The sequence below is a fragment of the Arthrobacter sp. PAMC25564 genome (genome assembly GCF_004798705.1).
Classification (GTDB): Bacteria; Actinomycetota; Actinomycetes; order Actinomycetales; family Micrococcaceae; genus Arthrobacter.
Window position 1 is genome coordinate 657,098 of the sequence record NZ_CP039290.1, and the last position, 23,121, is coordinate 680,218.

20 protein-coding genes, 2 tRNA genes and 2 pseudogenes are annotated in these 23,121 nt (G+C 63.2%); 11 read left to right on the plus strand and 13 right to left on the minus strand.

Features of this window, described 5'->3' with window-relative positions:
- Positions 1-9 precede the first annotated feature (9 nt).
- The gene (locus tag E5206_RS03030) at positions 10-924 is read right to left on the minus strand and encodes a DMT family transporter (RefSeq protein WP_136321204.1); all 915 of its coding nucleotides are present in this window, start codon (positions 922-924) and stop codon (positions 10-12) included.
- A 40-nt stretch (positions 925-964) separates the two neighbouring features.
- On the opposite strand from E5206_RS03030, the gene E5206_RS03035 reads away from it, so the two are divergent.
- Positions 965-1,411: a cupin domain-containing protein gene (locus E5206_RS03035; protein ID WP_240689905.1), complete on the plus strand. Its 447-nt coding sequence runs from the start codon at positions 965-967 to the stop codon at positions 1,409-1,411.
- A 76-nt stretch (positions 1,412-1,487) separates the two neighbouring features.
- On the opposite strand, the gene E5206_RS03040 is transcribed toward E5206_RS03035, so the two are convergent.
- The 11 genes from E5206_RS03040 to dnaA all read right to left on the minus strand — a co-directional run bounded on the left by E5206_RS03040 (position 1,488) and on the right by dnaA (position 13,763).
- Positions 1,488-1,563 (minus strand) — tRNA-Ala (locus E5206_RS03040).
- Positions 1,564-1,634: 71 nt separating this feature from the next.
- A complete protein-coding gene (locus E5206_RS19510) occupies positions 1,635-1,787 on the minus strand; it encodes a DLW-39 family protein (RefSeq protein WP_240689907.1) in 153 nt (50 codons plus the stop codon).
- 34 nt (positions 1,788-1,821) lie between these two features.
- Positions 1,822-1,895 (minus strand) — tRNA-Ile (locus E5206_RS03045).
- A gap of 97 nt (positions 1,896-1,992) precedes the next feature.
- Positions 1,993-2,628, minus strand: coding sequence for a DUF3566 domain-containing protein (locus E5206_RS03050; protein WP_136321205.1), 636 nt, complete (start codon positions 2,626-2,628; stop codon positions 1,993-1,995).
- The gene (gene gyrA / locus E5206_RS03055; protein WP_136321206.1) at positions 2,625-5,285 is read right to left on the minus strand and encodes a DNA gyrase subunit A; all 2,661 of its coding nucleotides are present in this window, start codon (positions 5,283-5,285) and stop codon (positions 2,625-2,627) included. Before gyrA ends, E5206_RS03050 begins: the two co-directional genes overlap by 4 nt.
- Positions 5,286-5,345: 60 nt before the next feature.
- Positions 5,346-7,451 (minus strand): DNA topoisomerase (ATP-hydrolyzing) subunit B, encoded by a 2,106-nt coding sequence (gene gyrB, locus E5206_RS03060; protein ID WP_136321207.1) that lies wholly within the window; start codon positions 7,449-7,451, stop codon positions 5,346-5,348.
- A 412-nt stretch (positions 7,452-7,863) separates the two neighbouring features.
- On the minus strand, positions 7,864-8,427 hold the full coding sequence (locus tag E5206_RS03065) for a DciA family protein (RefSeq protein WP_136321208.1): 564 nt from the start codon (positions 8,425-8,427) through the stop codon (positions 7,864-7,866).
- Positions 8,424-9,620, minus strand: coding sequence for a DNA replication/repair protein RecF (gene recF, locus E5206_RS03070; RefSeq protein WP_136321209.1), 1,197 nt, complete (start codon positions 9,618-9,620; stop codon positions 8,424-8,426). The genes E5206_RS03065 and recF overlap by 4 nt, the downstream gene beginning before the upstream one ends.
- A gap of 26 nt (positions 9,621-9,646) precedes the next feature.
- Positions 9,647-10,531 (minus strand): phosphogluconate dehydrogenase (NAD(+)-dependent, decarboxylating), encoded by an 885-nt coding sequence (gene gnd, locus E5206_RS03075; protein ID WP_136321210.1) that lies wholly within the window; start codon positions 10,529-10,531, stop codon positions 9,647-9,649.
- A 103-nt stretch (positions 10,532-10,634) separates the two neighbouring features.
- Entirely contained in the window at positions 10,635-11,759 is a 1,125-nt protein-coding gene (dnaN, locus tag E5206_RS03080; protein ID WP_136321211.1) for a DNA polymerase III subunit beta, read from the minus strand.
- 582 nt (positions 11,760-12,341) lie between these two features.
- Positions 12,342-13,763, minus strand: a complete 1,422-nt coding sequence (gene dnaA / locus E5206_RS03085; protein WP_136321212.1) for a chromosomal replication initiator protein DnaA — start codon at positions 13,761-13,763, stop codon at positions 12,342-12,344.
- A 462-nt stretch (positions 13,764-14,225) separates the two neighbouring features.
- On the opposite strand from dnaA, the gene rpmH reads away from it, so the two are divergent.
- From rpmH to E5206_RS03125, 8 genes are all read left to right on the plus strand, one after another.
- The gene (gene rpmH, locus E5206_RS03090; protein WP_003800212.1) at positions 14,226-14,363 is read left to right on the plus strand and encodes a 50S ribosomal protein L34; all 138 of its coding nucleotides are present in this window, start codon (positions 14,226-14,228) and stop codon (positions 14,361-14,363) included.
- A gap of 40 nt (positions 14,364-14,403) precedes the next feature.
- Complete coding sequence (gene rnpA / locus E5206_RS03095; RefSeq protein WP_136321213.1) at positions 14,404-14,814, plus strand: ribonuclease P protein component; 411 nt, start codon at positions 14,404-14,406, stop codon at positions 14,812-14,814.
- 22 nt (positions 14,815-14,836) lie between these two features.
- Entirely contained in the window at positions 14,837-15,214 is a 378-nt protein-coding gene (gene yidD / locus E5206_RS03100; protein ID WP_240690111.1) for a membrane protein insertion efficiency factor YidD, read from the plus strand.
- Between the two features lie 16 nt (positions 15,215-15,230).
- Positions 15,231-16,208: a membrane protein insertase YidC gene (gene yidC / locus E5206_RS03105; protein WP_136321215.1), complete on the plus strand. Its 978-nt coding sequence runs from the start codon at positions 15,231-15,233 to the stop codon at positions 16,206-16,208.
- Positions 16,208-16,801: a R3H domain-containing nucleic acid-binding protein gene (locus E5206_RS03110; RefSeq protein ID WP_136321216.1), complete on the plus strand. Its 594-nt coding sequence runs from the start codon at positions 16,208-16,210 to the stop codon at positions 16,799-16,801. Before yidC ends, E5206_RS03110 begins: the two co-directional genes overlap by 1 nt.
- Before the next feature lie 17 nt (positions 16,802-16,818).
- Positions 16,819-17,469: a 16S rRNA (guanine(527)-N(7))-methyltransferase RsmG gene (rsmG, locus tag E5206_RS03115; RefSeq protein ID WP_136321217.1), complete on the plus strand. Its 651-nt coding sequence runs from the start codon at positions 16,819-16,821 to the stop codon at positions 17,467-17,469.
- Between the two features lie 86 nt (positions 17,470-17,555).
- Positions 17,556-18,623 (plus strand): ParA family protein, encoded by a 1,068-nt coding sequence (locus E5206_RS03120; protein ID WP_136321218.1) that lies wholly within the window; start codon positions 17,556-17,558, stop codon positions 18,621-18,623.
- Between the two features lie 66 nt (positions 18,624-18,689).
- Entirely contained in the window at positions 18,690-19,925 is a 1,236-nt protein-coding gene (locus tag E5206_RS03125; RefSeq protein ID WP_136321219.1) for a ParB/RepB/Spo0J family partition protein, read from the plus strand.
- A gap of 772 nt (positions 19,926-20,697) precedes the next feature.
- Here the strand turns inward: E5206_RS03125 and E5206_RS03130 are convergent.
- On the minus strand, positions 20,698-20,877 hold the full coding sequence (locus E5206_RS03130) for a hypothetical protein (RefSeq protein ID WP_136321220.1): 180 nt from the start codon (positions 20,875-20,877) through the stop codon (positions 20,698-20,700).
- 112 nt (positions 20,878-20,989) lie between these two features.
- Here E5206_RS03130 and E5206_RS03135 point away from each other — a divergent pair.
- A pseudogene (locus tag E5206_RS03135) lies at positions 20,990-22,228 on the plus strand (IS110 family transposase).
- A gap of 196 nt (positions 22,229-22,424) precedes the next feature.
- Positions 22,425-22,891: pseudogene (locus tag E5206_RS03140) on the plus strand (IS481 family transposase); the annotation flags it as partial.
- Positions 22,892-23,121: the final 230 nt, after the last annotated feature.

Genomic DNA, 23,121 nt, shown 5'->3' on the forward strand with positions numbered 1-23,121 from the left:
CCGTCGCCGTCAGTCGGTTCCGAGTTCCGCCAGCCGGGCGGCATTGCGTCTGACCGACCGGGAGCTCCGCTGTCCGGCGACCACGACGGCGAGCCCCACCAGGATCATCGCCAGTCCCCCGTAGGTCCCGGCGGGCAGCTTTTCCGCCAGAAACGCCGCAGCAAGCAGTGCTGCGCCGGGAATCTCCAGCAGGATGATCATGGACACCAGCAGCGGGCTCATCGTCGCAAGCAGGTGGTTGAAAGCAGTGTGCCCCACCAGCTGGGCGCACACGGTGATGGCGAGGATGCCCAGCCAGCCGGCGGCGTCGAACCCTGCGAGAGGCTGCTGCGCGACCAGCGCCAATACCGCGACCAGCGCGGCACACATGCCGTAGCACAGCGTCGTGTAGACGCCGGTACCCATCGTCTGCCGGGCCTTCCCGCCCGCCAGGGTGTAGATGCCGGCCAGGGCGCCTCCAGCCACGGCGAGAAGGTCTCCCAGCAGGGCATCCGGCGAGGCGCCCATATCGAACCCCGTGATGGCCACGACACCGCCAAAGGCGATGCCGAGGCCGGCCAGCACCGGCCACCGGTGCCGGACTCCCCGGAACAGCTGGAAGACGGCAATCCAGCCGGACTGCAGGCAGACCAGCGCCGTGGCTGCAGCGACGGAGGTCAGCTGCAGGGAGGTGATGAAACAGGCGAAATGCAATGCCAGGGCAACGGCGGCCGCCAGTGACCAGCGGAACTCCACGGCCGTGACGCGGGCGAACTGGCGCGGCTGCCGGATCAGAACGGGCGCGGCCATCACGGCAGCCCCGATGGCGTTGCGCCAAAAAGCGATGGCGAGGGCACTGACGGACGTCGCGCCCAGGGTGGCTGCGATGAGCGGGCCGGAGGACGCCACCCCCAGCACCCCGAGGGCGGCAAGGAAGAAGTTCACGGTCCAACAGTAGTGGGGCGCGAAGGGTGGCCGGTGGCGAATGTCCGGATCCTTGGCGGCCGCCGGCGGCGGTGCCGGTCTTAAATCCGTTCTCACCATCCTCCACAAAGGAGACCATCATGGCTTCGACCATCCGCAAGAACCTGGACAATCCGGAGGAAACCCGCCCGTCAACGACGGGATGGGTCAGGTGGAGCTCGTTAATCTCGACGCCGGCGCCGTGGCCCGGGCGACGTTCCTGCCTGGATGGAAATGGTCCCAGCACGTCAAACCGATGGTCCAGACGGACAGCTGCATGGTTGCCCACAAGGGCTACACCGTCTCGGGCCGCCTCAAGGTCGTCATGGACGACGGCGAGGAAAGCGAGTTCGGCCCGGGCGGCTTCGGCGTAATACCCCCGGGGCACGACCCATGGGTAGTGGGCGACGAGCCGTACGTCTTCATCGACTGGCGGGGCATGGAGGACTATGCCAAGCCCAAGGAATGAGGCAGCCCGCCGTCGACCGGATCTGGCAAATGCAAAAGGCCCCGGACTGCGTTTCCGCAATCCGGGGCCTTTCTTATGGTGGAGGCACGGGGACTCGAACCCCGAACCCCCTGCTTGCAAAGCAGGTGCGCTACCAATTGCGCCATGCCCCCATAAGAAGCAACCCGACAATCATATCTTGGTTCCGGAAGCCACTTTCATGCCTCCGTACCGGTAATCCCGACTAGTCAACCGTATCGGTTGATTCGCTCCAGACCGTCTTCCGGGCTTCGGATTCCTGCACTCTCCTGTAGAGCAGGACGCCTGCGATCGTAGCTGCAATAACCAGCAACTTCTTCACTTGCACCCCGTTCCGGCCCACTTGACCCTGGACCATCACCTCAACCTCTACAGAACCTGTACAGGTTCCGTGGGCGTACCAGGACTTGAACCTGGGACCTCTTCGTTATCAGCGAAGCGCTCTAACCGCCTGAGCTATACGCCCCGATGCCTCATCGGGCCGAGATATGACTGTACAGCACATCCCGGCCCGATCTCAAATCGAGGCTATTTTCCCGGGAAAATCGGGAAAAATACTGGTCCTAGTCGTCCGTGAGGGTGACGCCGATGCCGCCGACCAGGGTCGCGGAGATGTTGTACAGCACCGCCGAGAGCACGGAGAGGGCCGTCAGCAGCACCACGTTGATCACGGCGATGATGGTGGCGAAGGAAGCCACCTGGCCCAGCGAGGCGACCTTCTTGAGTTCGAAGCCGCCGCCCTCCGAGCCGGCCAGGGTTCCGAGCAGGCTGTCCACCTGGTCAAAGATCCCGGTCAGGTCCAGCACTGTCCAAAGTACGATCGCGGCCACGACGGTCACGATGCCCAAGGCCACCGAGAGCAGGAACGCCATCTTCAGGACGGACCATGGCTCCACCTTGCTGACCAGCAGGCGGGCACGGCGCACCTTCGCCTTGGGCGCCGGCTTGATCAGGCCCGCCTGCTGGTCGGGCCGCTGCCCGGAAAACTGCGGACGCTGTCCCGGCGCTGCAGGGCGTTGGCCCTGCACAGGCCGCTGTCCGGGGGCCGGCGGACGCTGTGTTGAATCCGGGGCCAGGCCGGGCACGCCCGGGCGCTGCTGCGGACGCGTGGGAGCCCCCACGCGCGGGGCGGCTGCAGGCTGCCGCGTTCCGCCAGGAACGCCGCTGCCTGGCTTGGGATATGAGTCGGAATTACTCACTCGTTACCTCCGGTATTGTCTTCGTCCAGCTCGGCATTGCCCGATTCATCTGACTCCGGGGCCGGTACTGATTCTGCCTCTGCGGACCGCTCATGTGATCCGGTATTTTCAGCCAACGTTACGTCATCGTCCGATTCGTCGCCGTCCAGACCGCGTTCGCTGTTGCGCGCAACCTCGATGATGCGGTCGTTCTTGTCAGGCTTGGCAAAGATGACGCCCATGGTGTCCCTGCCCTTGGCGGGCACACCGGCCACCGAGGAACGGACCACCTTGCCGCCCTCCATGACCACCAGTACTTCATCCTCTTCCTGGACAATCAGGGCGCCCACGAGGTGTCCGCGCTCCTCCTGGTACTTGCCCACCTTGATGCCGAGTCCACCGCGGCCCTGGAGCCGGTATTCCTCCACCGCGGTGCGTTTGGCGTAGCCACCTTCGGTGACGATGAAGACGAACGAACCGTCCTTGACGACGTCGGCTGCCAGCAGTTCATCGTCCTCACGGAACTTCATTCCGGTCACACCCGACGTTGCCCGGCCCATGGGGCGCAAGGCTTCATCGGTCGCGGTGAAGCGGATGGACTGGCCCATGCGGGACACCAGCATCAGGTCATCGGTTTCCGAGACCAGCTGGGCGGATACCAACTCGTCGCCGTCACGCAGGTTGATCGCGATGACGCCGGCGGACCGGTTGGTGTCATAGTCCTCCAGCCGGGTCTTCTTGACGAGACCGCGTTTGGTGGCGAGCACGAGGTAGGGTGAGTGCTGGTAGTCCCGGAGGTCCAGCACCTGGGCGATGTGCTCATCGGGCTGGAAGGCCAGCAGGTTGGCCACGTGCTGGCCCTTGGCATCACGTCCGGCTTCCGCGAGTTCGTAGGCCTTGGCCCGGTAGACGCGTCCCAGGTTGGTGAAGAACAGCAGCCAGTGGTGCGTCGTCGTGACGAAGAAGTGTTCGACGACGTCATCGCCGCGCAGCTGGGCGCCCTTGATCCCCTTGCCGCCGCGCTGCTGCGAGCGGTAGTTGTCACTGCGGGTGCGCTTGACATAGCCGCCGCGGGTGATGGTGACGACCATTTCCTCTTCGGGGATCAGGTCTTCCATGGACATGTCGCCGTCGAAGCCCAGCAGGACCTTGGTGCGGCGGTCGTCGCCGTGCTTGGCGACGATCTCGGCGAGCTCGTTGCTGATGATTTCGCGCTGGCGCACCTCGGAGGCCAGGATCGAGTTGTACTCGGTGATCATGGCTTCCAGCTCCGCGTGGCGGTCCTGGATCTTCTGGCGTTCCAGGGCCGCCAGCCGGCGGAGCTGCATGTCCAGGATCGCCCGGGCCTGGAGCTCGTCAATGTCCAGCAGCTGCATCAGGCCATCGCGGGCCGCCTCGGTGGTGTTGGATGCGCGGATCAGGGCAATGACCTCATCCAGCATGTCCAGCGCCTTGAGCAGGGCGCGCAGGATGTGCGCTTCCTCCTCGGCCTTGCGGAGGCGGTAGCGCGTCCTGCGGGCGATGACGTCCAGCTGGTGGGTTACCCAGTGGCGGATGAACGCGTCAAGGCTCAGTGTGCGGGGCACCCCGTCGACAATCGCCAGCATGTTCGCGGCGAAGTTGTCCTGCAGCTGGGTGTGCTTGTAGAGGTTGTTCAGCACGACCTTGGCGACGGCGTCGCGCTTGAGCACGATCACGAGGCGCTGGCCCGTGCGTCCGGAGGTTTCGTCGCGGAGGTCGGCGATTCCCGAGATCTTGCCGTCCTTGACAAGTTCCGCGATCTTGATGGCCAGGTTGTCCGGGTTGGCCTGGTAGGGCAGTTCCGTGACGACGAGGCAGGTGCGGCCCTGGAGTTCCTCCACGTTGACGACGGCCCGCATGGTGATCGAGCCGCGGCCCGTGCGGTAAGCATCCTCGATCCCTTTGTGGCCCAGGATCGTGGCGCCTGTCGGGAAGTCGGGTCCCTTGATGCGCTGGATCAGCTCTTCGAGCAGTTCCTCGCGGCTGGCTGTCGGGTTGGCCAGGTACCACTGGACGCCGTCAGCCACCTCCCGGAGGTTGTGCGGGGGGATATTGGTGGCCATGCCGACGGCGATGCCCGAGGAGCCGTTGACCAGCAGGTTCGGGAAACGCGACGGCAGGATCGTGGGTTCCTGGTTCTTGCCGTCGTAGTTGTCCTGGAAGTCGACGGTTTCCTCGTCGATGTCGCGGACCATCTCCATCGCAAGCGGGGCCATCTTGGTTTCGGTGTACCGCGGTGCGGCTGCCCCGTCGTTGCCGGGCGAGCCGAAGTTGCCCTGTCCCAGCGCCAACGGGTAACGCATGGTCCAGTCCTGGATCAGCCGGACCAGCGCATCATAGATGGCCGTGTCACCGTGCGGGTGGTACTGGCCCATGACCTCGCCGACCACGCGGGCGCATTTGTTGAACGAGCGCTCCGGGCGGTAACCGCCGTCGAACATCGCGTACAGCACACGGCGGTGGACAGGCTTGAGACCGTCTCGGACGTCCGGCAGGGCACGTCCCACGATCACCGCCATCGCATAGTCGAGGTAGGAGCGCTGCATTTCGGTCTGCAGATCCACCTGTTCGATGCGGTCTACCAGCACATCACCCTCTAGGACGGGTTCGGCGGCATCGGCAGATTCGGCCGGAACCTCGGGTGTTTCGTCACTCATAGTCTATATTTTCCGTTTCAGGTATATATCAGTCCAGGAATATTCAAGGGCTGGTGGCCGCTAGATATCGAGGAACCGAACGTCCTTGGCGTTCTGCTGAATGAAGTTCCGGCGGGATTCCACGTCCTCGCCCATCAATACGGAGAAGGTCTGGTCTGCCGCCAAGGCATCATCCATGGTGACCTGCAGCAGCGTGCGGTGGTCCGGATCCATGGTGGTGTCCCAGAGTTCGGTGTAGTCCATTTCGCCGAGGCCCTTGTAGCGCTGGATCCCGTTGTCCTTGGGGATACGGCGGCCGGCGGCCTGGCCGGAGAGAAGTTTGGCATCGCGTTCGCGGTCGCTGTAGACGTAGTCGTGCGGGGCGTTCGACCACTTGATCCGGTACAGCGGCGGCTGGGCGAGGTAGACGTAGCCGTTTTCGATCAGCGGGCGCATATAGCGGAACAGCAGGGTCATCAGCAGTGTGGTGATGTGCTGGCCGTCGACGTCGGCATCGGCCATCAGGACGATCTTGTGATAGCGCAGCTTGGCGAGGTCGAAGTCCTCGCCGATCCCGGTGCCAAAGGCCGTGATCATGGACTGGACCTCGGCGTTGCCCAGTGCCTTGTCCAGCCTGGCCCGCTCCACGTTCAGGATCTTCCCACGCAGCGGCAGGATCGCCTGGGTTGCCGGGTTGCGGCCGCGCTTGGCGGAACCGCCGGCGGAATCGCCCTCCACGATGTAGACCTCGCACTTCGAGGGATCCTTGGACGAGCAATCGGAGAGTTTTCCGGGCATGCCGAACGACTCCAGCGGGCTCTTGCGGCGTGCGTTGTCCCGGGCCTTGCGGGCAGCCATCCGGGCCTGGGCCGCGGAAATCGCCTTGCGGATGACGTCACGGGCCGGACCGGGATTACGTTCCAGCCAGTCTCCGAGCCCATCCGTAACGACGCGCTGGACGAAGCCCTTGACCTCGGAATTGCCAAGCTTTGTCTTGGTCTGCCCCTCAAACTGGGGCTCCGCCAGCTTGACGGAGATGACCGCTGTCAGGCCCTCACGGATGTCGTCACCGGTGAGGTTGTCATCCTTTTCCTTGATGATGCTCTTCTCCCGCGCATAGCGGTTGATCAGCGATGTCATCGCGGCGCGGAACCCCTCTTCGTGGGTGCCGCCCTCGTGGGTGTTGATGGTGTTGGCGTAGGTATGGACGCTCTCGGAATACGCGGTGGTCCACTGCATCGCCATTTCCAGCGCGATGTGGCGTTCCTTGTCCTCGGTTTCGAAGGAGATGACGTCCTCGTGGACCACATCGACCTTTTTACCGGAGTTCAAATGCTTGACGTAGTCCAGCAGCCCGTCGTCGTACTGGTAGACGACCGTGTGGTGCTCGGCGGGGACTTCGCCTTCGGTGGGAACCGCATCGAGGTCCAGGTCCGCGTCCTCGGACGGTTCCCCGGCGGGCTGGCGTTCGTCGGTCAGCGTGATGCGAAGGCCCTTGTTCAGGAAGGCCATCTGCTGGAAGCGGGCCCGCAGCGTCTCAAAGTCGAATTCCGTGCTCTCAAAGATGCTGGCATCCGGGTAGAACGTCTGCGTCGTGCCGGTCTCGGTGGTTTCCCCGCCCTTGACCAGTCCGCCCTGCGGCTTGCCGCCGTCGGCGAATGTCATCCGCCAGACGTGGCCCTGCCGGCGGACCTCCGTCTCGACGCGGCTGGAGAGCGCGTTGACCACCGAAATGCCGACGCCGTGCAGGCCGCCGGACACGGCATAGCCGCCGCCGCCGAACTTGCCGCCCGCGTGCAGGATGGTCATAACGACTTCGACTGTGGGCTTGTGCTCCGTCGGGTGCATGTCGACCGGGATGCCGCGGCCGTTGTCGACCACCTTGACCCCGCCGTCGGCCTGCAGAACGATTTCAATGTGGGTGCAGTAGCCGGCCAGGGCTTCGTCGACCGAGTTGTCAACGACTTCATAGACCAGGTGGTGCAATCCGCGCGGACCCGTGGATCCGATATACATGCCCGGGCGTTTGCGGACGGCTTCCAGTCCCTCCAGCACCGTAATATCGCTGGCTCCGTACCCATGACGGGTATCGGCCTCCGGGGTATCGGCCTCCGGCAGCGCATCAGCCGTGAGGGCGTCCTCCGCTGCTGGTTCCACTGCCGGGATATCTGCATTGTCGTTAGCCACAGGCGCTTTCGACTCCTCTTTATTCGTTGAAGGCCGGCCGTTGCCACTTCCCGGGGGAAAGGCTTTTGCCAACAGGCACGTCGCTGACTGCACCGGCTGGTCCGCTGACTCGAGGAACCGTCCGCCGCACGCAGACATTGCGTCGGAAACGGACTCAGTCAACGTTTCACCGGCGCCCAGTTATCTACCACAATTCTACCGTGCGAGGGAGCGTTATCCCGCATTCCGAGGCCTCAAACGCGCTGGAAAGTGCCGCTGGGAGGCCGTTGGCTCCCCCTGCACGGCGTTAGGGGTCCTGCCCTAGGTTCCTATACGGCTCCCGGGCGTTAAAGCGCCCTACACGCGGCTTGCGGAATTTTCAAGCATTTTTGCAAGGAGTGCTTCAGATCCGGAGGCTTCCGGCACGGCGTAACTACCCGTAGGTGTCCCGGGGACCGCGGCCGTTGACTGTCCGGATGCCCTTCCGCCAGCTCGGCGCGGCGGGGCCGAGGACCTTGATGCTGGTCACGATGCCGTCGCCCAATTCGGTGCGGAACTTTTCCAGCAGGCTCAGGCTCAACAGGCGAAGCTGCGTGGCCCAGGCCGTGGAATCACACCGCACGTGCAGGGTCGTGTTCTCGAAACTCTCGGGGGTGCAGTGGGCTGAGATTTCCGGTCCCACCAGGGTTCCCCATTGAGCCATCACGGAACCAACCGCCACCGGTGAACTCCAGCCGCGTTCCGCGACGAGGCGCCCAACGACCTTTCCCAACCCCAGCGGGTCACGTCCGGTGGAGTGGAACTGCCGAAATCCGCGGGTCCCACCGATGCCGCGGCCGGGTTTCTGCGGGCTGGAACCGGGCCGTGGCGGGGCCTTCCGCCGGATCTCCCCGCGGGCAGCGGCCGCGTCGCGCATCCTGTTCAAAGCCGCCTGGGCAGCATCGATGTCATCGGGGTCGCGGCCCGGTTGCAGGCCGCCGTCGGTGTCCTTATTCATCGATATTCCGGCTCATCGATTCCTCCCGGGATGACCTTCACCCGCCGTCCGGCCAGCTCCGCCGGGATATCGTCCTCGACGGCGGCAGTGACCAATACCTGCTCGGCACCGGATACTATTGCCGCCAGTTTACGCCGCCGCTGGACATCCAGCTCGGCAAAAACATCATCCAGGATCAGGATCGGCGCGGAACCGCCGGTCCGGGCGTCGTCCAGCATCACATAGTACGAGGCCAGCCGGAGGGACAGGCACATGGACCAGGTTTCCCCGTGGGAGGCATAGCCCTTGGCCGGTGCCACGCCCAACACGAGTTCGAGCTCATCGCGGTGCGGCCCGACCAGCGAGATGCCCCGCTCCAGTTCTTTGCGGCGCGATGCCGCGAAGGCCTGGACATAACGGTCCGTCAGCTCATCGATCGAAAGCAAACGGAGATCTTCAGCCTGCCCGGTCCCGTCTGTGGCGGCGGGCGCGGGGCCGTCGTCCTCTGTAGCATGCTGCAGCGTGGAGCGGTAGATGGCGCCGGCTTCCTTCGACCCGTCGGTGAGCTGGGCGTAGGCGTTCTTCAGGTGCGGACGCAGCCGCTCCACCAGTTCAAGCCGCGCGTGCAGCAGTTCCGCACCGGCCCTCGCCATGTGCTGGTCCCAGACGTCGAGCGTGGCTTCATGGGCGGAGCTGAACTTGCCGCTCCGGCCCGATTTGAGCAGCGCATTGCGCTGTTTCAGGACCCGGTCATAGTCGCCCCGGGTGGCAGCATGGCGCGGGATCAGGCTGACGAGGAGGTCGTCAAGGAATCGCCTGCGGTTCGACGGATCGCCCTTGACCAGGGCCAGATCCTCCGGCGCGAAGAGTACGGTCTGGCAGATGCCGAGGATGTCGCGGGCGCGCACAGGATTGCTCCGGTTGATCCGTGCACGGTTGGCACGGCTGGCGTTGATTTCGAGCTCCAGGACGGTGGACTGCCCGCCGCGCACCAGCTTGGCCCGGATCATCGCCCTTTCCGTGCCGAAACGAAGCAGCGGGGCATCGGAACTGACCCGGTGCGAGCTGAGCGTGGCAAGGTAGCCGATCGCTTCCATCAGGTTGGTCTTGCCGATCCCGTTGGACCCGACAAGGACGGTGACGCCAGGCTCGAGGCTCAGGTCCACCTGGGCGTAACTGCGGAAATCAAACAGGGAGAGTTTTTCTAGATACACGCCGGGTTCAGGATCTCAGGGCGGAACTATTTCGCCGGACGGGTGGAATGCCCGCCGAACTGGTGGCGCAAGGCCGAAACCATCTTCATTGCCGGCGAAGTGTCCTCCCGGGAGGAGAAGCGGGCGAACAGTGCCGCCGTGATGGCCGGTGCGGGCACCGCATTGGCGATGGCCTCCTCGACGGTCCAGCGTCCTTCGCCGGAATCCTCGACGTAGTCGTCAATGGATTCCAAGCCCGGGTCTTCATCGAGCGCCTTGACCATCAGGTCCAGCAGCCAGGACCGCACGACGGTGCCTTTCTGCCAGGCCCGGAAGGTTCCCGGAAGATCGGTGACGATGTCCTTCGCGGCGAGGAGTTCGTAGCCTTCCGCGTATGCCTGCATCAGGCCATATTCGATTCCGTTGTGGACCATCTTGGCGTAGTGCCCGGCGCCGATCCCGCCGACGTGGACGAAGCTGTCGGCGCGGTCGCCTTCGGGACGAAGAACGTCGAAGACCGGCAGGGCACGTTCGATGTCCGCTGCGTCCCCGCCTGCCATCAGGCCGTAGCCGTTCTGAAGCCCCCAGACACCGCCCGAAACCCCGCAATCGGCGAAACGGATGCTCTTTTGGGCCAGGGCCGCGCCGTGTTTCTGGTCCTCGGTGAAGCGGGAGTTGCCGCCGTCGATCACGAGGTCCCCGGCGTCGAGCTTGTTGCCGAGTTCGGTGATCACGGCGTCGGTGATGTCGCCTGACGGGACCATCACCCAGATGAGTCGCGGCGCCGGCACAGCGGCGATGAGCTCGTCGATGCTTGCGACGTCGGTGACGTCGGTGTTGCGGTCAAAACCCGTCACTTGGATTCCACCGTTGCGCATCCGTTCGCGCATGTTGAAACCCATTTTTCCAAGGCCGATCAGTCCGATGTGCACGGTATGAACTCTTTTCTGCGCTGGGGTATTTCAGGCTGGAACGTCACCCAACTGGCTCGCACTAGTTGCCGTTTTGAGGGTTCAAAACGACAACGTCTGTGAGCTAGTTGGGGAGCCGGACCGGCATGACCAGGTAGCGGTAATCGCCCTGGTCCTCGCCGTCCGCGTCTTGCTGGGCCGTGATCATCGCCGGCTTCGGGGCAGCTGTGAAGGAGAAGCGCACGAACTTGGTTTCGATGACGCTCAGGCCCTCGATCAGGTAATGCGGGTTGAAGGCAACCGTGATGTCATCGCCGGTCAGCTGGGCCTCGAGCTCTTCCGAGGCCTGGGCATCTTCCCCGGTGCCTGCGTCCAGATGCAGCTGGCCCTGGGTGAACGCGAGCCGGACGGGGGTGTTGCGTTCGGCCACGAGGGAGACACGGCGCACTGCATCGACCAGTTCCTGGGACTGGACCGTGGCGTGGATCGGGGTTGATTCCGGAAAGAGCGAGCGGATCTTGGGGTAGTCGCCGTCGACCAGGAGCGAGGTCGTGGTGCGGCCGCCGCTTTCGAAGCCGATGAGCCGGCTGTCGTCTTCGGCAAGGGCGAGGTTGATGTCGCCGCTGCTGCCGAGGGTCTTCGCCACTTCGTTGAGCGTTTTTGCCTTGACCAGGGCTGTGGTGGAAATTCCCGGGGTGACAGGCTTCCAGGGCAGTTCGCGCATGGCCAGACGATAGCGGTCCGTTGCGAGGAGCGTGATGAGATCGTCCTCGATCTCCATCCGGACGCCGGTGAGGATCGGGAGGGTGTCGTCCTTGCTGGCAGCGATGATCACCTGGGAAACCGCCTGGGCGAAGGTGTCGCCCGGCACGGTGCCGCTGATCGGCGGCAGGGCAGGCAACGGCGGGTATTCGGCTTCCGGCATGGTGGCCAGGTGGAAGCTGCTTCGGCGGCAGCTCAGAGTGACCTTGTTGCCGTCGGTTTCGATGTCGACGGGAGCGGATGGCAGGCTGCGGCAGATATCGGCGAGCAAGCGTCCGGAGACCAGGATGGTGCCCTCGGTGGTGATGTCGGCAGGGATTTCGAGCCTCGCAGAGGTTTCATAATCGAAACTCGAGAGGCTGACGGTGCCCGCTTCGGCCTTGAGCAGCAGGCCCGAAAGTACCGGCACTGGCGGCCGCGGAGACAACGACCGGGCGGTCCAGGTCACGGCCTCGGCCAGGACGTCCCGCTCGACTCTGAACTTCACGGAAGGGTGCCGCCTTTCATTGCTGCTGTCATCGCCAAAAACATCGAACCGTAAGGGCTCCGGCAGGGCCGGGCTCCATCACAAAGGGAAGTGCCTCCCGTTCCGGGTGCCGCGGGCCAGTTGTGAACCACAAGTTTTTCCGGGACGGACGCACTGCAGACAGCTTAGCCCCATGATGTGAGTTTCTCCCATCCCCGGGTTGCACCGCTGGTGCTCCGGCAGGCTGTTCCTGGCTCCGTTCTTCGCCGTTGTCGGGGACGGCCAGGCCGTGTCAGGGGGGCCGGACAAGAAACTGTTGTTTGAGGGAATTTCATTTTCTTGGGATTAGTAGTGTTAATAACTGCTGTGGAAACTGTGGATAACTCCGTTTCGCGGTGCCGTTCCGCGGTTAAGCCCTGTTCATGGACTGTGGGTTCAGCAGGTTTTAAACAGGCTGTGGATGGGGACAACTTTTTCGGCTGATTCGCTGATCCACAGACGCCTTAAGGGTTTTAAGCCCATTAACCGCGGTTGTCCCCTTAACTATCCACAGGGTTGTCCACAGGTGCCTGTTAATAAGGTAGGAGTGTGTGACCGGACGGCTCAGGAATTGCGCTGCTGCTGCTTGATCCGGTTGGTCAGCTCGGTCACCTGGTTGTAGATCACACGGCGTTCGGCCATCAGTTCGCGGATCTTGCGGTCCGCATGGATCACCGTGGTGTGGTCGCGGCCGCCGAGCTCCTGGCCGATCTTGGGAAGGGACATGTCCGTGAGCTCGCGGCACAGGTACATGGCGATCTGCCGTGCGGTGACCAGGGTGCGGGTGCGGGATTTGCTGCAGAGCTCTTCCATGCTGAGCTTGAAGTAGTCCGCCGTCTGCGTCAGGATCTGCGCGGAGGTGATTTCCTGGGCGCCGTCATCGGTGATGAGGTCCTTGAGGACCATTTCGGCCAGGGCCACATCGACCGGCTGGCGGTTCAGGCTGGCGAACGCGGTGACCCGGATCAGGGCGCCCTCGAGTTCGCGGATGTTGCTGGAAATCTTGGATGCGATGTATTCCAGGGCATCATCCGGTGCGGAGAGACCCTCGCTGAGGGCCTTCTTCCGGAGAATCGCTATCCGGGTTTCCAGCTCGGGCGGCTGGATGTCCGTCAGCAGGCCCCACTCGAAGCGTGATTTCATCCGGTCTTCGAAACCCGCCAGGAGCTTGGGCGGCTGGTCGGAGGTGATGACGACCTGCTTGTTGTTGTTGTGCAGGGCATTGAAGGTGTGGAAGAACTCCTCCAGCGTCCGGTCCTTGCCGGCCAGGAACTGGATGTCATCAATGAGCAGGACATCGACGTTGCGGTAGGTGGTCTTGAAGCTGGTGCCTTCGTCGTCCCGGATGGAGTTGATGAAGTCGTTGGTGAATTCCTCGGAGTTCACGTACCTGACGCGGATGCCGCTGTAGAGCCGGCGGGCATAGTGGCCGATCGCGTGCAGCAGGTGGGTCTTGCCCAGTCCGGAATCGCCGTAGATGAACAATGGGTTGTAGGCCTTCGCCGGTGCCTCGGCGACGGCGACGGCGGCCGCATGGGCGAAACGGTTGGAGGATCCGATCACGAAGGTGTCGAAGACGTACTTCGGATTGAGGCGGCCGAATTCGTGGGAGGTGCTAGGCAGCATCGGCTGCGGCTTGAGCTCCACCGTGGGGTCCGCCCCGCGGGAAAGTTCGACGGCGGGTTCCGGTTCAGTGTGCAGCGGCACCAGATCGGTGTCGACGTCGATCGCACAGCGGATTTCGTCGGAGAAGACATTCCGGAGGGCGTCGTCGAGGGCTTCCTTGACCTGGGTCTGCAGGACCTCCCGGGTCAGTTCGTTCGGCACTGCCACGAGAAGGGTGGAGCCGATCAGTCCTTGCGCCTGGGCGAGGATAACGAAGCCGCGCTGCCGGGGTGAGACACGGTGGTCGTTCTCGAGAAGGCTCACTACTCGCCGCCAGGAACTTCCGACAGTGTTGGCTTGGTTGGCTTCGTCTACTGTCATCAATCAGTTCCTCAAACTTGCTTGTCTGCATTAACTGCAGCCACAAGTCGTGAACCAGTGCCCTGGCCCCGGCTTCATCCACAGGGTTATGCACAGTCCGTGGATAATCGGCTACTGAGCCACTCTAGGGGATCAAAAGCCTAGAAGATAGCTGGGTTGAGGCCTGTGGATAATTACACCGTTGTGGTTCTGGATCGGGCCCTGTGACCCATTTCATCCACAGGCTGGCACGTAAGTTAGCCACAGCTGGGGATAGTCTGCGAAGCGACCCCCGGTTTGACTCTCGGTGGGATTTTGCCCTAACGTTGTGAAGTCCTTTGTGTCCGCTTTCCGCCCTAATTTGAATCTCTCCCTGACGCTCCGCGTCTTGCGAGTCCAGGGCAGCGGCACATACACATAAGCGTCGGCCAGTTCTTCCCCTTGATCGGGTGGGCGCACCTTTGATCCACTGGAGTAACTAACGTGAGCAAGCGGACTTTTCAGCCGAATAACCGCCGTCGAGCCAAGAAGCACGGCTTCCGCCTTCGTATGCGTACCCGTGCCGGCCGTGCCATCCTGGCAGCCCGTCGTGGCAAGGGCCGCACCGAACTGTCGGCCTAAATACTGACTCGTCGGTCCACATCCCTGTGCGAGTTGAACGGTGCTAGCCACCCGGAACCGTCTAAGGACATCAACCGATTTTTCAACAACTGTACGTTCCGGCGTCCGCAATGGACGCCGGAACTTAGTGTTATATACGGCAGCTTGCGCTGCCGATGAACCAAGCCGGATCGGATTCATCGTTTCCAAGAGTGTCGGGAACGCTGTTGTCAGGAACCTCGTTAAGAGGAGACTGAGAGAAGCCGGCGCCTTGTCGTTGCAGAAATACGGCAGTGGGTTCGCCATCGTGGTCAGGGCCCTGCCCGCCGCGGCGGGGGCCAGCTGGGACCAACTGCTTGCCGACTATGACGCCGCTTTGGAAACAACGATGAAACGGCTGGGCAGCCGCCTTCCCCAGGCTGCTTCATCAGTTTCTGACGAGATAACACAGGAAGGGACCCCGCGTGCGTAACTCAACTGCCGCCGTCCCTCATCTGAAATCAGCGGCTCTGGTATCAGCCCTGCTCTGGTTGGGCACTGCCCTCTGGAACCTGCCGCGCAATATCCTCATTCTGCTGCTGATGGCCTACCGCAAGGTGATTTCACCGCTGTACGGCCAGGTATGCCGCTTCTTCCCCAGCTGCTCGGCCTACGCCCTGGAGGCGATCACGGTCCATGGTGCTGTGAAGGGAAGCTGGCTCGCTGCCCGGCGCCTGGCGCGCTGCCATCCCTGGAACGCCGGTGGAGTGGACCACGTCCCCGCCGGCCACCGGGAGTGGCCCGAAGACCGCACCCCCACAATTGTTGTGTTGAACAACCCGGACAAGTACCTGGCTGCTCAGTCTGATGGAGAAGGCCGCTTTGCGGCCTGACGAATAGGGATATCGTATGGACTTCTTTGGAACAATCATGTTTCCGTTCAAGTGGCTGGTCTCGGTCATTATGGTCGGATTCCATGACGGACTGAGCGTCATCGGCTTGCCGGCGGCCAACGGCTGGACGTGGACGCTGTCCATCATCGGGCTGGTGCTGGTCATCCGCGCCGCCCTGATTCCGGTCTTCGTCAAGCAGATCAAGGCCCAGCGTGGCATGCAGTTGCTGCAGCCTGACCTGAAGAAGATGCAGGACAAGTACAAGGGCAAGACCGACCAGCTGTCCCGCCAGGCCATGGCGCAGGAGCAGATGGCCCTGTACAAGAAGCACGGCACCAACCCGTTCTCGGCCTGCCTGCCCATGCTGATCCAGATGCCGTTTTTCTTCGCCCTGTTCCAGGTTCTTTCCGGCATCAGCACCGCCAAGGCGGGCGGCCAGGGTATCGGCGCCATGAGCGTCGAGCAGGTCAAGCAGTTCGACGAGTCAAGCATCTTCGGCGCTCCGCTGTCGGCCTCCCTCCTGCATGGCGGCGGCGGGGACCAGGAAATGGTCGTATGGGTTCTCTCGATCGTGATGATCCTGGCCATGACGGCCTCGCAGTTCATCACGCAGAAGCAGATCATGGCCAAGAACATGTCCGAAGAGGCCATGGCCAGCCCGTTCATGCGCCAGCAGAAGATGATGCTCTACATCCTGCCGCTCGTCTTTGGCGTGGGTGGCATCAACTTCCCGATCGGTGTCCTGATCTACTGGACCACCACCAACCTCTGGACCATGGGCCAGCAGTTCTTCGTGATCCGCCGGATGCCGACGCCGGGATCCCCCGCAGCGAAGGCACTTGCTGAGCGCAGGGCCGCCCGGGGCCTGCCGGCCCTGCCGCTGATGGGTGCCAAGAAGGCCGACGCCGAGGCCGCCGAAGCTGCCGCCGCTGCTGTGGCTGAGGCCAAGAGCCAGCGCATCCAGCCGCAACGTAAAAACAGGAAGAGGAAGTAATGTCCGCCGAGAGCACCGAACACACTTTTTCCACCGAGGTCATCGACGACGAGACTGTGGACGCTGGCCAGGACGATGTCCAGGATGCGGGTCAGGAATCCGGGAACTCCGAAGAGGAGGCGACCCCAAGCCGCCTGGAAGAAGAAGGCGACGTGGCGGCCGACTATCTCGAGGAACTCCTGGACATCGCTGACATCGACGGCGACATCGACATTGAGGTCCGCAACGGCCGCACCTATATCTCGATCGTTACCGAGGAAGAATCGGCCGGCCTGGAGAACCTGGTGGGCCAGGACGGCGAAGTCCTCGAAGCACTGCAGGAGCTGACTCGCCTGGCGGTCCTGTCCGCCACGGAGAACCGGTCGCGCCTGGTGCTGGACATCAACGGTTACCGGGCGGAACGTTCCGGTGAGCTGCAGAAGATCGCAGAGGAGGCGGTGGCCTCCGTCAAGGAGTCCGGCGAGTCCGTCGCACTGGCGCCGATGAGCGCTTATGAGCGGAAGATCGTGCACGACGCCGTCGCGGATCTCGGGTTTGTCAGTGAGTCCGAGGGCGAAGGCGCCGACCGGCACATCGTCGTTTCCGCAGACTGAATCCGTTGAGTAGCTTGATGGTTGAAATTTCTGCGGCCGAACTGCAGGCAGCACAATCGATTTTTGGCGACCGCCTGGACCTCGCGAAGCGCTATGTAGAGCATCTAGCCACAACCGGCACCGAACGGGGCCTGATCGGCCCGCGGGAGGTGCCCCGACTGTGGAGCCGGCATGTGCTGAACTGTGCGGTCATCGAGAGCCAGATTGCCCAGGGCAGCCACGTGGCCGACGTCGGCAGCGGGGCCGGGCTGCCTGGTCTGTGCCTGGCCATCGCGCGGCCGGACCTGGAATTAACGCTTATTGAGCCCCTTGAACGACGTGTCATCTGGCTGCAGGAAGTAGTGGATGATCTGGGCCTGAAGAATGTCACGGTCATGCGCACCCGCGCGGAACTTGCCGTCGGTATGGTCGACGCCGATGTGGTGACGGCCCGGGCCGTGTCTGCGCTGTCAAACCTTGCCGGACTGACCATTCCGCTGCTTGCCGGCAACGGTGAGGTCATTGCGATCAAGGGACGCAGCGCCGGCGAGGAGATCGAAAAGGCAGCCAAGGTGATCCGGAAGCTGGGCGGCGTCGAGACATCCGTGGTGGTGGTCGGTGGGGATCTTCTTGAGGAACCCACAACCGTTGTCCGGATCGTCGTGAAGAAGCCTCGAAAGATTACCTAGCACCAGCCCGGTGCCCGTGGAGTCCAAGGGGAAGAGGTTAGGCTAGTAACCGGCAGTGAAAGCCGGACGAGAGTGAGTGTGTCACAGTGACCAGTAGCGAAGCCTCCACACAGCGGATCCCCCCGTTTGTGTCCCTGGGGTCCGCAAGGGCGTTTGTTGCGCCCGCAGTCGCTCATGATTACTCAGGAAATCACACGGCATCGGTTGCACGAAGCACCGGCATGGCGAATGTTTCACGTGAAACAGCAGTTTCTGCCAGCCGTAACGTCCTGGACTCCATCGACGATTCCAGCCCCATTGCCCGGGAGCTCGCGCACGAGAACAGGCGCCGTGAACGGTTGCTGGGCCGGAACCTGCCAAAGCCGGAGAAGACCCGGATCTTCACCGTCTCCAACCAGAAGGGTGGCGTTGGCAAGACCACCACAACGGTCAACATCGCCGCCGCCCTGGCCGCCGCCGGACTCAATGTCCTGGTGATCGACATTGACCCACAAGGGAACGCCTCGACGGCTCTGGGGATTGAACACCACGCCGACGTCGACAGCATCTACGATGTCCTGATCAACGACATGCCGCTGAAGGACGTTGTGGCTCCCTGCCCTGATATCGGCAAGCTGATCTGCGCCCCCGCCACCATTCATCTGGCCGGTGCCGAGATCGAGCTGGTAAGCCTCGTAGCCCGCGAACAGCGGCTGCGCCGGGCGATCGATGTCTATTCCAAGGAACGCGCCGCAAATGGTGAGGAGCGGCTCGACTATATCTTCATCGACTGCCCTCCCAGCCTGGGACTCCTCACCGTCAATGCCTTCTGTGCCGCCAACGAGGTCCTCATCCCGATTCAGTGCGAGTACTACGCACTCGAGGGACTGAGCCAGTTGCTGAAGAACATCGAGATGATCCAGAAGCATTTGAATGCGGATCTGGTTGTTTCCACCATTCTGCTCACCATGTACGACGGCCGCACCAACCTTGCCGCCCAGGTGGCTGCAGAGGTCCGGGAACATTTCCCGCAGCAAGTACTTGGTGCTGTAGTTCCGCGCTCCGTGCGTATTTCCGAAGCACCCAGTTACCAGCAAACCGTCATGACATATGACCCCTCGTCCAGCGGGGCCCTGTCATATCTGGAAGCCGCAGCGGAAATCGCTGAACGTTAGAATCTTCAAGACTTGCACTAGCCAGAGCCAGGTGATGCCCGGCTCTTCCACTGGAGGGATTTATCCATGAGCGATAAGCGACGCGGCCTCGGCCGTGGACTTGGCGCACTCATTCCAAGTTCCGCCCCGGCTAACGCCTCCGGAAATGCTGCTGCACCTTCCCGGCCCGTGGATCTCTTCTTTCCCGAGTCCCGGAAGAAGTCTCTCGTCGAGGATACTCCCGTAATCGCGGACAAACTGCCAGCCAACTTGAAGCAGGATGCGGCAGCGCCGCAACTGTTCTCGTTAAAGCCGGCCGCTGCCGATTCTGCGGCTGCTGCAGATGAAGCCGGCGATGCGGCTGCCGGTACAACTCCTGCACCCAAGAAGGCGCCCGTTCGGACGCCGGCCGCTTCCAAGGCAGCCGCCAAGAAGGTCGCCGCACAGGCTGCCAAGGATTCTGCCCCTGAGTTCGGCACCGGGGCGGAGGTGGAACTGGTTGAGGTCCCCGGGGTCCGGTTCGCCGAAATTCCTGTCACCGACATCCACCCCAACCGCAAACAGCCGCGTTCCATCTTCGATGAGGATGACATGGCGGAGCTGGTTCACTCGGTCAAGGAAATTGGCGTCCTCCAGCCAATTGTTGTCCGTACCTCAACGGAAAAGGGTGGAGAACCCTATGAGCTGGTCATGGGTGAGCGCCGCTGGCGGGCAGTGCAGGCCGCGGGAATGGAAACAATCCCGGCGATTGTCCGTGATACTACGGATGACGACCTCCTCAGGGATGCTTTGCTGGAGAACCTCCACCGCAGCCAGCTGAACCCGCTCGAAGAGGCCGCGGCCTACCAGCAGCTGCTGGAAGACTTCGGGACAACCCATGAGCAGTTGGCGGATCGCATCGGCCGCTCGCGCCCGCAGGTTTCCAACACGCTCCGCCTGCTGAAGCTGCCGCCGCTAGTCCAGCGTCGCGTTGCGGCAAGCGTCATTTCGGCCGGCCATGCGCGCGCCCTCCTGGCGCTGCCCGACGCTGCGGCGATGGAACGTCTGGCCCAGAAGATTGTCGCCGAAGGTATGTCCGTCCGTGCCACCGAGGAGGCGGTGACTCTCTACCAGAGCCCGGCTTCACCGGCGAAGAACAACATCCCGCGTCCCGGCGCGCGCCATGAGCGGCTCGATTACCTGGCATCTTCGTTGTCTGACCGGCTGGACACGAACGTCAAGATCTCGCTGGGGGCCAGGAAGGGCCGCGTCAGCATTGAATTTGCAAGCGTTGAGGATCTCAATCGGATCATGGATGTACTGTCGCCAGGCGCATCGGGCTAGCAGTCCGGTTCAGATAAGGCCTGTTTCACGTGAAACAGGCCTTAGCTGTCTCCGGGTGAGGGCGCGGGGTAGGAGTCTGCGCGGGTCCTGTTGTGCTGCGGTTCCTTGCATTGCTGTCCTCCACGTGCGGCGCCCCCGCGTGGATGTCACCATCGCTTCTGCTGTTTCACGTGAAACAGGCCGGGCTTTGCGGGCGAAAATAGCCGTTCAGGCGGAAAACTTCCGGGCCCATCTGACGGGATCCTTTCTGAGTTTCACCAAGGGATGGCGGGCAGGATGAACAGAAGACCTGAGCACCCGCGTGCCAGGCGATGAATGCTTGGATTTCCCTATGGCCGGACAGCCCGGTCAGGGTCTCCCTGAGCCGGTCGCATCGTCGGGCGGTGCCCAGCCGAAAAGCTTGCCGCCTGCCTTGCCCACGGCGGCAGGAGCGGGAATCCACATACGGAGGATCCGTCGTCGTGCTGCCCGGGGTCCATCGGTGACGGGGACGCTGCGATTTGTTCCCGGACATACCGGCCGGCTTTTCGTGCCCGCCGGACACTGGTGCGGCCGTGCGCCGGGCCGACCGCATATGCGCCGAGAGTATGCACACCCATCAAAACGTCATGGTCCTGCGCCGGAAACGCGGCGAAGCAGCGCCAGCCATGGTGGTGGGCGCTGCCTTCGCGCGTAGTCGCGCACCCATAGCGCTCCTTTGGGGAAATACCTAACGAGCAGTGTTTCACGTGAAACAGTGTCGCGCCCGCGGCATGCCGGTCCGGGACCCCGATTAGCGGCCCAGCGTCGCTGTCGCGCCGTGGTGGGAGAATGTTGCCGGTGCCTCGCGTTTTGCCTCTGGCAGTTGGTGCGTGACGAGGCGGATCATGGAGGTGTCTGTCTCGGTCGACGCCGGTGCGTACTTGGTGCTGATGGTGAGCCTGCCCATTAGTGTGGCGCGGAGGACTCCCATGGGAACCGTGGATTGTTGCCTTGGAGCACGAGTGTTAGATTCCTGAATTTTCCCTGTCCTCCCCGCGACAGACGCCGACATAAACCAGGTCAAGGTGTCAGGAGGAACAGTCATGGATGTCGTGCACGAACGGGCCGCGGGAATGGATATTTCCAAGCGCGACGCGAAGGTTTGTCTCCGTCGGCCGGGGCAACGGGCCGGGACCTACACTTCAACGGTGACCACCTGGGGTGCGACGACAAGGCAGATCCTTGAGCTGCGGGAGCTTCTGGAACGCGAGCACGTCACCACGGTGGTGATGGAAGCGACCAGCGGCTACTGGAAACCCTTCTTTTATCTTTTGGAGGAGACGCTGCCGGTGATGCTGGTCAACGCCAAGGCCGCCCGGAACATCCCGGGCCGGAAGACGGACGTCTCCGACGCGGCCTGACTGGCCCGGCTCGCCGCGCACGGCCTGCTCCGGGCCTCGTTCGTCCCGCCGGAACCGATCCGTGAACTGCGGGATCTGACCCGGGCCCGGTCCATCGCCACCCGTGACCGGACCCGTGAAATCCAGCGCCTGGAGAAGTTCCTGGAAGGCTCCGGGATCAAGCTCTCCGCGGTGGTCTCAGACCTGACCGGGGTTTCCTCCCGAGCGATGCTCGAAGCCCTCATCAACGGGGAACGGAACCCGGAAGTCCTCGCCGGACTCGCCAAGGGAACCCTCCGCTCCAAAATCCCGGAACTCGTGGACGCGCTGACCGGCCGGTTCAAGGAACACCACGCGTTCATGGCCCGGCTGTACCTGGACCGGATCGACGCCCAGACCCGCATCATCGAGCAGCTCACCGAGCGCATCGAGGAGGCGATGACACCCTTTCGTACCGCCAGGGAATTCCTGGCCACCATCCCCGGAGTCTCACTCAAAGTCGCCGACGTGATCATCGCCGAAACCGGGGCGGACATGACCCGCTTCGAAACCCCCGGCCGGCTCGCATCCTGGACCGGTGTCTGTCCCGGCTCCAACGAATCAGCCGGCCGGATCAAATCCGCGCACATCCTGCCCGGCAACAAATACCTCAAAGCCGCCCTCGGCACCGCGGCCCTCTCCGCCTCCGGGAGCAAGGACACCTACCTCGCCGCCAAATACCGGCGCATCGCCGCCCGCCGGGGACCGATGAAAGCCCTCGTCGCCGTGGAGCACTCCATCCTCACCGCGGCCTGGCACCTGCTCGCCGAGGGCGAATGTTACGCCGGCCCCGGGCCCGACCACTTCACCCGGCTGGACCCGGTCAAAGCCAGGAACAACGCCATCAAAAAGCTCAACAGCCCCGGCTTCGACGTCACCATCACCCCGGCCACCGCAGCCTGACGAGCCTTACTTTCGTATTTGGAAGGCAGTGGTCCGTCGAATTCAAGGGGCGTGTTATCTCTCAGGACATCGGTGACAGTTCTGCCTCAGGAGACCGGTGACACTTCCGAGGGTTGTGGTGGTGACACTTCCCGGTGGTGTTGGCGGGGTTTTGGCCGGCCCATAGTGGTGGTGGCAAAGAAGGACGGGTGAATAGGCACGCCGCCCGCAAACTTCGCCGACCGGCTGTCCCAGGTCCTCAAGCATGGACGGCTGAAGGTGCGTGCCGCCCTGGAGTCTTCCGGGCTGGATCATGCGCCGATCAGTGTGTACGACAAAATGGTGTCCTTGGGGATGCACGTACCCTCGCCGGCTTCGCTGGCGCGGATCTTTCGGGAGAAGAACGTGGCCCGTTCCGAACCGAAGAAGAAACCCCGGGCCGCGTACCGCAGGTTCGTCTACCCGGCCCGAACGCCTGCTGGCGGTTGGATGCCACCGAGGAGGTACTCACCGGTGGCGCAAGTGCGTGATCTTCCACCTGCAAGATGATCATTCACGCCTCGCGGTCGCCTCCCACGTAGCATCCGGTGAAACGAGCGAGGCGGCCTGGCGGTCGTGCCCAAGGTCATCGCAGCCCATGGGGTGCCGCAACGCTTGCTGACCGACAACGGGATGGCGCTCAACCTTGTGTCGGGCTCGATGCCCACCGGGGCACGGTCAGGCGGCCTGCATCTAAGGGGAAGCCTGAGACCGCGACTGGTCGAACACGGCCTTGTGCGGCCCTCGTTCGTGCCCCCGCCGCCGGTGGTGGCAAAGCTGACCAGGCCGGGCTTCCCGCCGCCGTCGCGGGCGAGCGTGGCCATGATCTTCTTCCGGGGCCGGGTGGTCCGGAACCCCGGAAGAAGCCGCGCAGC